Raw genomic sequence first — 8,658 nt, 5'->3', positions numbered from 1 at the left:
GCCCGGGCGGCGCGCTGGCGGTGGCCGGCGGCGACGAGATCGTGCCGCTGGTCAACGACCTGATCCGGCGAACCGACCACGTCGTGCTGACGCAGGACTGGCACCCCGCCGGCCATTCGAGCTTCGCCTCCAGCCATCCCGGCAAGCAGCCCTTCGAGACCATCGAGATGTCCTACGGGCCGCAGACGCTGTGGCCCGACCATTGCATCCAGGGCAGCCTCGGCTCGGACTTTCATTCCGGGCTTGCCTGGACCAAGGCGGAGTTGGTGATCCGCAAGGGGTTCCGCCCGGCGATCGACAGCTACTCGGCCTTCTTCGAGAACGATCACACGACCCAGACCGGCCTGGCCGGCTATCTGCGCGAACGCGGCGTCGACACGGTGACGCTGGTCGGGCTGGCGACCGACTTCTGCGTCGCCTTTTCGGCGCTGGACGCCGTCAAGCAGGGCTTCAAGACAACGGTGCGGCTAGACGCCTGCCGCGGCATCGACCTCAACGGCTCGGTCAATGCGATGCTTACGCGAATGCGCGAGGCCGGCGTGGTGCTCGAAGACCACTTGTCGGACTGACCGGACTGTGGGGCGTCGAGGGGGCTTCATACAACTGGCGAGGACACTGGCGGCAGGCCTACCCGCCCTGGCTGTCCTTCTGTTTCCGCAATTCGCCTTCGCAGCGGCGGACCACGAACTGCCCGGCGCGGCGATGTCGCTCTGGTGGGTGCTGCCATTTGCCGGCCTGCTGTTGTCGATCGCCACCGGCCCCCTGCTCTTCCACCATGTCTGGGAGCATCACTACGGCAAGATCGCGGCCGGCTGGGCGGCACTGGCGGTGGTGCCGCTGGCGATCGCCTTCGGCATCCCTTCGGCCATGGAAGCGGTGCTGCACACGCTGCTCACCGAATACATGTCGTTCATCATCCTGTTGTTCGCGCTCTACACGATTTCGGGCGGCATCCTGCTTGCCGGCAACATCCACGGCACGCCCCTGGTCAACGCCGGGCTTCTGCTCGCCGGCGCGCTGCTTGCCTCGGTGATCGGCACGACCGGCGCCTCAATGATCCTGATCCGGCCGATCCTGCGCGCCAATGACAACCGGCCGTTCAACGCGCATGTCGTGATCTTCTTCATCTTCCTGGTTTCCAACATCGGCGGCTCGCTGACGCCGCTCGGCGACCCGCCGCTGTTCGTCGGCTTCCTGCGCGGCGTCGACTTCTTCTGGACGACCGCCAATCTCTGGCGCGAGACGCTGTTCACCGGCAGCCTGGTGCTCCTCGTCTTCCTGGCGATCGACACGATGCTGCACCGACGCGAGGGCGGTATGCCGAAGATCAAGGATCCGACGCCGGACAAGACCGTGCGCCTGCGCGGCGTCGCCAACCTGCCGCTGCTGGCCGGCGTCATCGGCGCGATCCTGCTCTCCGCAACCTGGAAGCCGGGCGTCAGCTTTTCCATCTTCGGCGTCGGGCTCGAGCTGCAGAACCTGGCGCGCGACGCCGTCATCCTGGCGCTTGCGTTCGCCTCGCTCGCCGTCTCGCGCAAGAGCCATCGCGAGGCGAACGGCTTCACCTGGGGGCCGATCGCCGAGGTGGCGAAACTGTTTGCCGGCATTTTCATCGCAATCGTGCCGGTGATCGCCATCCTGAGAGCCGGCCATGATGGCGCGCTGGCGCCGCTGGTCGCGCTTGTCACCTCCGATTCCGGCCAGCCCAACGACCTCGCCTATTTCTGGCTGACCGGAGCGTTGTCGTCCTTTCTCGACAATGCGCCGACCTACCTGGTGTTCTTCGAGCTTGCCGGCGGCGATCCGCAGCGCCTGATGGGCGAATTCGCAACCACGCTTGCGGCGATCTCGGCAGGCGCGGTGTTCATGGGCGCCAACACCTATATCGGCAATGCGCCGAACTTCATGGTCTATGCGATTGCCAGGCATCGCGGCGTGAAGATGCCGGGCTTCTTCGGCTATATGGCGTGGTCTGGAACGGTGCTGATCCCGACGTTTCTGATCGCGGGATTTCTGTTCTTCGGTTGAGTTCGGCGGCCACCGGCATGGGGGTCGCTGGCGGCGCTTGCGTATGCGCGGTCAGCAATTTCTGCTATTGGCGAAGCGAGGTGCGGGATAGGTTCGATTGAACCTGAGGAATGCTTATCGAACGCAAGCCATTCGTGGGACGACGATGACCATCAAAGCCGAGAGCCTGCCCTATCTGTCAGCCGAATTCCTGGACAGCTTGGCGATTTCCACGTCCGACGTGGTCGACGAAATCGAGCGGCAGATCATCGGTCAGAGGCGGGGCGAAGTATGGTGTGCGCCGAAGGCGGTGGTACTGCCGGGCGACGACCGCTACATCATGGCTACTCTCGCCGTCGCGACCGAACCCCGAGTGCTGGCCACCAAGTCGCTGGTGGTCAATCCCCGCAACTCCGGGCGGGGACTCGCAACGCTGAACTCGCTGGTCACCCTTCTCGACGCTGAGACAGGACTGCCGCTTGCCTTGGTCGACGGCAATTGGGTGACTTCGAAGCGTACGGCTGGGCTGAGCGCGGTAGCGGCCAGGCGTCTGGCCCGCGCCGACTCGGCGTGCGTCGCGTTCATCGGATGCGGCGTGCAGGCGCGTGCTCATCTCGAAGTTCTGGCCGATCTTTTTCCGCTGCAGGAGATCCGGGCTTTTGCTCGGAGCAAAGCCAGTGGTGAAGCACTGTGTCGGATGGCTGAGACGCGTGGTCTGACCGCGGTAGCGAGCGATACTGCCAAGGCGGCGGTCGAATCCGCCGACATCGTGGTGACGACAGTCACATTGATACCCGAGCCCGCTCCGTTTCTGGATGCGCGATGGCTGCAGACCGGAGCCTTCGCCACCATGACCGATCTGGCCCTGCCCTGGGTGCCTGAAAGCATGGCCGTCTTCGATCGCATCGTCATAGACGATCTGGCGCAAGAGGCGCAGATGAGCAAGCCGATGGTGAGGCCCGAACTCGTGGCCGGCGACTTGACGGGTTTGGTCGGTGGCGACGTGCCGGGTCGCCAAGGCGCGCGTGAGCGAACAGCATTCGTTTTTCGTGGCATGGCGGTCGGCGATCTCGCAATTGCCGGCCTGGCATTTGCACGCGCGAAAGCAATCGGCGCGCTGGACGCTTAGGGGTTGAAGCGCCGCCCGCCTCAACCCACCCCCACATAGCGCCGCACCGCCGACGGATCGGCGCGCAATTGCTCGACATCGACCGTCTCGCGGTTGCGGCCGTTCTCGATGAAGCAGACGCGGTCGGCGACCGAAAGAACCGCATCGACGCGCTGCTCGACCAGAATGGTGGAGACGCCGCGTTCGCGCAGCTTGGCCACCGTCTCGCGGATCTTGGCGATCATCGACGGCATCAGCCCTTCGGTCGGCTCGTCGAGCAGCAGCACCTGCGGTTCGAGGCAGAGGGCGCGGGCCATGGCCAGCATCTGCTGCTCGCCGCCGGACAGCGTGCCGGAGCGCTGCCTGAGGCGCTGGCGCAGCAATGGAAAAAGGTCGAGGACATTTTCCCGCACGGCCTTGCCCTTGCCGCGCGCCATCAGGCCGATCTCGATGTTTTCCGCCACCGTCATCTCGGCGAACAACCGCCTGCCCTGCGGCACATAGGCGACGCCGGCTTTCGGCACGTCGTGCGCCGCCAAGCTGGTCAGCTCCGTGCCGTCCAGCCTGATCGAACCGGCGGCCGCCGGAACCAGGCCCATGACCGCCTTCAGCGTCGTCGTCTTGCCGGCGCCGTTGCGGCCGAACAGGCAGAGCACCTCGCCCTTCTCGAGCACGAGGTCGAGCCCATAGAGGACCTGGACCTCGCCGTAGAAGCAGTCGAGCCCGGCAATGGCCAGCGCCTTGGACCCCGCCTCAGTCATGGCCGGCCCCGAGATAGGCGTCCTGCACCTGGCGGTTCTCGCGCACCTGCTCCGGCGTGCCTTCGGCGAGGATGCGGCCGGCATTGAAGACTGTGATGCGGTCGGCGAGTTGCATGACGACCGGCATATTGTGCTCGATCAGGAGCACGGTGGCGCTTTTGGCGATCTCGCGCACCAGCTCGATGAAATTGTCGATCTCGCTGTCAGCCAGGCCTTGCGTCGGCTCGTCGAGGATCAGGAGGCGCGGCTTGAGCGCCAGGCCCATCGCCACTTCGAGCAGCCGCTGGTGGCCATAGGAGAGCTGGCCCGCCGGCATATGGGCGCGATCGGCAAGGCCGGTGCGCTCGAGCGCGGCCATGACGCCGGCCTTGACCGCGCCCTTGGAGCGGCCGTCGGTCAGCGTGCGCTGCACCGGCAGCGCGACATTGTCGTAGGCGGAAAGATTGGCGAAGACGCTGGTGATCTGGAAGGTGTAGGCGACGCCAAGGCGAACCCGTCTGTAGGCCGGCAGGCCGGTGATGTCGGCGCCGTCGAAGACGATCATCCCGGACGAAGGAGGGATACGTCCGCTGACCAGGCTGACGAAGGTGGTCTTGCCGGCGCCGTTGGGGCCGATGACGGCGCGGATTTCGCCCGGCATCAGGGCGAAGTCGACATTGTCGACGGCGCGCAGGCCGCCGAAATTGCGGGACAGGCCCCTGGTGGTCAAAAGCGGCATCATGGCAGCCACCCGAGCCAGCGCTGGCGGATGCTGCCCATGATCCCCTTGGGGAAGAACAGCACCAGAAGGATGAGCGCGACGCCGACGATCAGCAGATAGGCGGAGGTGAAGCCGCTGGTGATGTCGGTGACATAGTACATGAACAGCGTGCCGATGAGGGGGCCGAGCGCAGTGGCGGCGCCGCCGAGCAGCACCCAGAGCAGCGGCAGGATCGAATATTGCACCGAGGCGAAGCTGGAGCCGACATAGCCGAACAAAAGCGCGTAGGCCGCGCCGGAGGCCGCGCAGATGGTGCCGGAGACGACGACGGCGGCGAGCTTGTTGGAGAAGGTGTCGTAGCCGAGCATCTTCGTCCGCTCCTCGTTCTCGCGGACGGCGACCAGCACGCGGCCATAGCGGGAGCGGACGACGGCAAGCGTCGCCAGCAGGACGATGGAGAACAGGGCCAGCGCGCTCATGTAGCGCACGGTCGGGTTGGTGAGGTCGAGCGTCGTGCCGCCCAGGGTCAGCACCCGCGCCGCTTGCTGAACGACCAGGCCCTGGTCGCCGCCGGTCCAGACGGCGAAATAGAGCATGAGCAGCGAAAACACCTGCGCGAACATCATGGTGACGATCATGAACGCCACACCGGAAGTGCGCAGCGCCAGCAAACCGATGACCAGGGCCAGCAGCGCGCCGCAGGCGATGCCGGCGAGGAAGGCGGCCGGCACGCTCCAGCCGAGATGATAGACGCTTAAGCCCGCACCATAGAGGCCGGCGGCGAAGAACATGGCATGGCCGAGGCTGAGCAGGCCGACATAGCCGAACAGCAGATTGTAGCCCATGGCGAACACCGCCAGCACCATGATGCGGGCGATGAGGCCGTGATGATAATCCGGCAGCACGAAGCTCAGCGCGAAGAGCAGGGCGATGACGCCGAGATGCAGCGAATAGGCCTTTGCCGGCGAAGCTTCCGTCATCGCGAGGCCGTCCCGAACAGGCCTTGCGGCCGGAACACCAGCACCATGGCAACGACAAGTGTGGCGATGATCTTGGCCAGCGTCGGCGAGAAGAACATCGAGATGATGCCGTCCGACAGGCCGATCAGCACTGCGGCGACGAGGGTGCCGCGCAATGAGCCGAGGCCGCCGATGATGACGACGATGAAGGACAAAAGCAGCGGATCCTGACCCATCAGATAATGCGCCTGGCTGATCGGCACGATCAGCACCGCGGCTATTGCCGCCAGCATGGCGCCGAGGGCGAAGACGCCGCCATAGACGCGGTCGACCGGAATGCCGAAGGCTTGCGCGGTCTCGCTGTCATACCGGGTGGCGCGCATCAGCAGCCCAACCTTGGTCCGTGTCAGCACCAGCCAGGTGGCGACGAGCAGCAGCGCGGAGGCCGCGACCACCGACAGCTTGTAGCCGGAATAGCCGAACCAGGGCAGCAGGATGCGGTAGCTGAAGGGCGGCTCGACCGGGCGCGCCTCAGGGCCGTAGAAGGTCAGCGCCAGCTGCTGGATGATGTAGAGCATGCCGATCGTGGCGACGATGGTGGCTTCCGGATTGTAATTGAGCCGGCGCAGCACCAGCCGCTCGGCGACCAGCGCGACCGCGCCGACGATGAGCGGCGCGATGACCAGCGCGGCGACGAAGCCGAGTGCAGGATGGCCCGAGATCGCCGTCGAGATCGCCCAGGCCAGCACCGCGCCCAGCATGAAGAACTCGCCATGGGCGACATTGACGACGCGCATGACGCCGAACACCAGCGACAGGCCAAGCGCCGTCAGCGCCAGCACGGCGGAAGTGACGAGGCCTTCGAGGGCGGCGAGGAGGAGATGGGGTCCGAAATGCATGCTACACGCAGGCAGGTGCCAAGCGCACCCCTCTCTGCCCTGCCGGGCCCGGCCCTGCGCTATCGCTCCGGGCGTTCGTCGCTCGGAAAGCCAAGCAATTGGCTTCCCGTCCGCTTCGCGGACCGCTCCTCACCCCCCTCAAGGGGGGAGATTGGCTCTCCCTATCGCTTTCGCCAATCGCAAAGGCCGACCGATGGCCGCCTTCGCATGAGCTGCTGATCTCCCCCCTTGAGGGGGAGATGTCCGGCAGGACAGAGAGGGGTGGCTTGGCGCTCACGCTTGTCGGCGCAACTAAGTCACAGCGCCTGCGTCGTGTAATCCCCCTCGGCCTCGTAGAGGCCGTCCTCGATCTTCGTCTTGTGCACCACCTTGAGCTTGCCGCCCTCGACCTTGGAGATGTTCTGGATACCGAAGCACTGGTGGATCTTGCCGTTGAAGGTCTTCGGGCCCTGCGGATGCTCCGGCCCTTCGGCGAACTCCTTCAGCGCCTCGGTCGCCTCGACCAGCTTGGCGCGATCTTCAGGTCCCTTGTAGCCGGCATCCTCCATCGCCTTCTTGACGACATAGAGCGTTTCCCAGCAGCCGAACATGTGCGAGGCGGTGGAGACATCCTTGGCATCGCCGACGGCGGCGCCATTGTCGTCGATGCCGACAGCGGCGCGATAGGCCTTCTGGGCGGCGGAATCGTCCGCCTGCGCATAGCGCGGCGAGCCTTCCCAGAAATGGCTGCCGTCGAGGAACTCGAGGCCGGGGCTGTTGATGTCGGTCGCCTCGAGCGAATCCATGAAGCCGAACAGCTGCGGCCGCGACGAGCCGTAGAATTCGCCGAGCTCCTTGACGAAGGTGAGCACGGCCGGGCCGACCATGACGTGATAGATCACCTCGGTCTCGGCCGGGATCTGCGGGAAGTATTTGGTGAAGGACGACTCCGTCGGCGGGATGGCGATCTGGGCGATGACGTTGGCGCCCTGCGCCTTCAGTGCCGGCGGCAGGTAGTCGCGATGGTCGTAGCCGAAGGCGAAGTCGGGGAAGATCTGCGTCACCTTCTTGCCGGCATTGGCCGCGATCCACGGCGCCATCGACTGGATCTGGCTCTTCACGTCGGTGATGCCGGGCTGGAAGACGTAGCGGTTAAGCTTGGTCGAGGCGACGTGGTGACCTTCGCTGACGACGAAGTAAGGGATCTTGTTTTCGCCGGCGGCCGGCGCCGAGCCGATCACGACATGCGAGAACAAGGTGCCGAAGACGATGTCGGTCTTGTGCTGGGTGGCGAACTTGCCGACAACCTCGGCGCCGCGGGCGGGATCGGTGCCGTCATCCTCGATGACCAGCTCGACCTGGCGGCCGTTGATGCCGCCGGCATCGTTGATAGCCTTGACCGCGGCGGCGCTCGTCTTCTCGTACCAGCGGCCATAGGCGGCGCCGATGCCGGTGCGGTGCGACTGGAAGCCGATCTTGACCGGCGCCGAGCTCTGCGCCTGGCTGTAGCGGACGAAGCCTGGCGCGACGGCAAGGCCGGCGCCGGCGGCGAGGCCCTTCAGCGCGGTGCGGCGCGAAAGAGTGGTCTTGGAAAGATCGAAAAACCCATTCTTGTCAGACACGGCAGTTCCCCTGTTTTTTGAGTTTTGACCAATGGCTGTAACGAGGCAAAAATTGCATGTGTACAAACTAAATCACCAAAGCCTCGACGTGGCAAGCGTACTTCCCGACAGGCATTGAGGCCGCCTCTTTCACCCGGCGGTCGGCGTGGCAAGCAGCCAAAGGCCAAAGACCGTATAGGCGATCATCAGCACCGTGAGCGGCAGTTGGCTGAGCGCGGCACGCGCCGCGGCCGGATGCAGCCGCCAGGCCAGACCATGGGCGACGAGGACGGCCAGCATATGGCCAAGGATGATGACGTCGGCCTGGAGATTCCACAGCCACCAGGCCGAGTCGGCGCCGGCGACCACGCCGGCTTCGACTTCCATGTCAGCGGTGTCGAACAGGTTCCAGCCGAGCGCGAAGGGATCGGACAGGGCGGCCAGCGCATATTGGCCGTCGACCAGCAGCGCCGTCAGGTAGTGGGCGAAATGGTAGGCGAGCGCGATCGGCACGATAGACCAGACCAGCAAGCCGGCGGCTTGCGCGAATGAATGCCGGTCGCCGGCGAGGCGCTGGCCGACATGGACGGCAAGCGCGAACACCGCTGCCAGCAGGACGAAGGTCAGGACAAGGCCGAAGCTGC

Annotated in this window: 8 protein-coding genes and 1 pseudogene; 3 read left to right on the top strand and 6 right to left on the bottom strand. The window is 65.4% G+C overall.

Annotated features, from left to right (window positions below; all coding sequences use genetic code 11):
- The 3 genes from pncA to EN780_RS20995 form a co-directional block, all read left to right on the top strand.
- Positions 1-569, top strand: a 569-nt coding sequence (gene pncA / locus EN780_RS21005) for a bifunctional nicotinamidase/pyrazinamidase (RefSeq protein WP_128275195.1), incomplete at its 5' end; no start/stop codon positions are given.
- A 46-nt stretch (positions 570-615) separates the two neighbouring features.
- The gene (locus EN780_RS21000) at positions 616-2,028 is read left to right on the top strand and encodes a sodium:proton antiporter (protein ID WP_245500041.1); all 1,413 of its coding nucleotides are present in this window, start codon (positions 616-618) and stop codon (positions 2,026-2,028) included.
- Positions 2,029-2,173: 145 nt separating this feature from the next.
- Positions 2,174-3,136 carry an ornithine cyclodeaminase family protein gene (locus EN780_RS20995; protein ID WP_128275193.1) on the top strand — a complete coding sequence of 321 codons (963 nt, stop codon included), beginning with the start codon at positions 2,174-2,176 and terminating at the stop codon, positions 3,134-3,136.
- 20 nt (positions 3,137-3,156) lie between these two features.
- On the opposite strand, the gene EN780_RS20990 is transcribed toward EN780_RS20995, so the two are convergent.
- From EN780_RS20990 to EN780_RS20965, 6 genes and pseudogenes are all read right to left on the bottom strand, one after another.
- Positions 3,157-3,876: an ABC transporter ATP-binding protein gene (locus tag EN780_RS20990; protein ID WP_128275192.1), complete on the bottom strand. Its 720-nt coding sequence runs from the start codon at positions 3,874-3,876 to the stop codon at positions 3,157-3,159.
- A complete protein-coding gene (locus EN780_RS20985; RefSeq protein WP_127282895.1) occupies positions 3,869-4,597 on the bottom strand; it encodes an ABC transporter ATP-binding protein in 729 nt (242 codons plus the stop codon). Before EN780_RS20985 ends, EN780_RS20990 begins: the two co-directional genes overlap by 8 nt.
- Complete coding sequence (locus EN780_RS20980) at positions 4,594-5,556, bottom strand: branched-chain amino acid ABC transporter permease (protein WP_128275191.1); 963 nt, start codon at positions 5,554-5,556, stop codon at positions 4,594-4,596. The genes EN780_RS20985 and EN780_RS20980 overlap by 4 nt, the downstream gene beginning before the upstream one ends.
- Positions 5,553-6,434, bottom strand: a complete 882-nt coding sequence (locus EN780_RS20975; protein WP_128275190.1) for a branched-chain amino acid ABC transporter permease — start codon at positions 6,432-6,434, stop codon at positions 5,553-5,555. Before EN780_RS20975 ends, EN780_RS20980 begins: the two co-directional genes overlap by 4 nt.
- 296 nt (positions 6,435-6,730) lie before the next feature.
- On the bottom strand, positions 6,731-8,035 hold the full coding sequence (locus EN780_RS20970) for an ABC transporter substrate-binding protein (RefSeq protein ID WP_127309078.1): 1,305 nt from the start codon (positions 8,033-8,035) through the stop codon (positions 6,731-6,733).
- 129 nt (positions 8,036-8,164) lie between these two features.
- A pseudogene (locus tag EN780_RS20965) lies at positions 8,165-8,658 on the bottom strand (hypothetical protein); the annotation flags it as partial.

It is taken from the genome of Mesorhizobium sp. M4B.F.Ca.ET.089.01.1.1 (assembly GCF_004022605.1).
GTDB classification, from domain to species: Bacteria; Pseudomonadota; Alphaproteobacteria; order Rhizobiales; family Rhizobiaceae; genus Mesorhizobium; species Mesorhizobium abyssinicae.
This window is presented reverse-complemented; position numbering and strand designations above follow the sequence as displayed.

Bases quoted from the DNA above. Each gene is read 5' to 3' on its own strand.
- EN780_RS20990 (WP_128275192.1), bottom strand. From the start codon at position 3,876: ATGACTGAGGCGGGGTCCAAGGCGCTGGCCATTGCCGGGCTCGACTGC.
- EN780_RS20980 (WP_128275191.1), bottom strand. From the start codon at position 5,556: ATGACGGAAGCTTCGCCGGCAAAGGCCTATTCGCTGCATCTCGGCGTC.
- EN780_RS20975 (WP_128275190.1), bottom strand. From the start codon at position 6,434: ATGCATTTCGGACCCCATCTCCTCCTCGCCGCCCTCGAAGGCCTCGTC.
- EN780_RS20985 (WP_127282895.1), bottom strand. From the start codon at position 4,597: ATGATGCCGCTTTTGACCACCAGGGGCCTGTCCCGCAATTTCGGCGGC.
- EN780_RS20995 (WP_128275193.1), top strand. From the start codon at position 2,174: ATGACCATCAAAGCCGAGAGCCTGCCCTATCTGTCAGCCGAATTCCTG.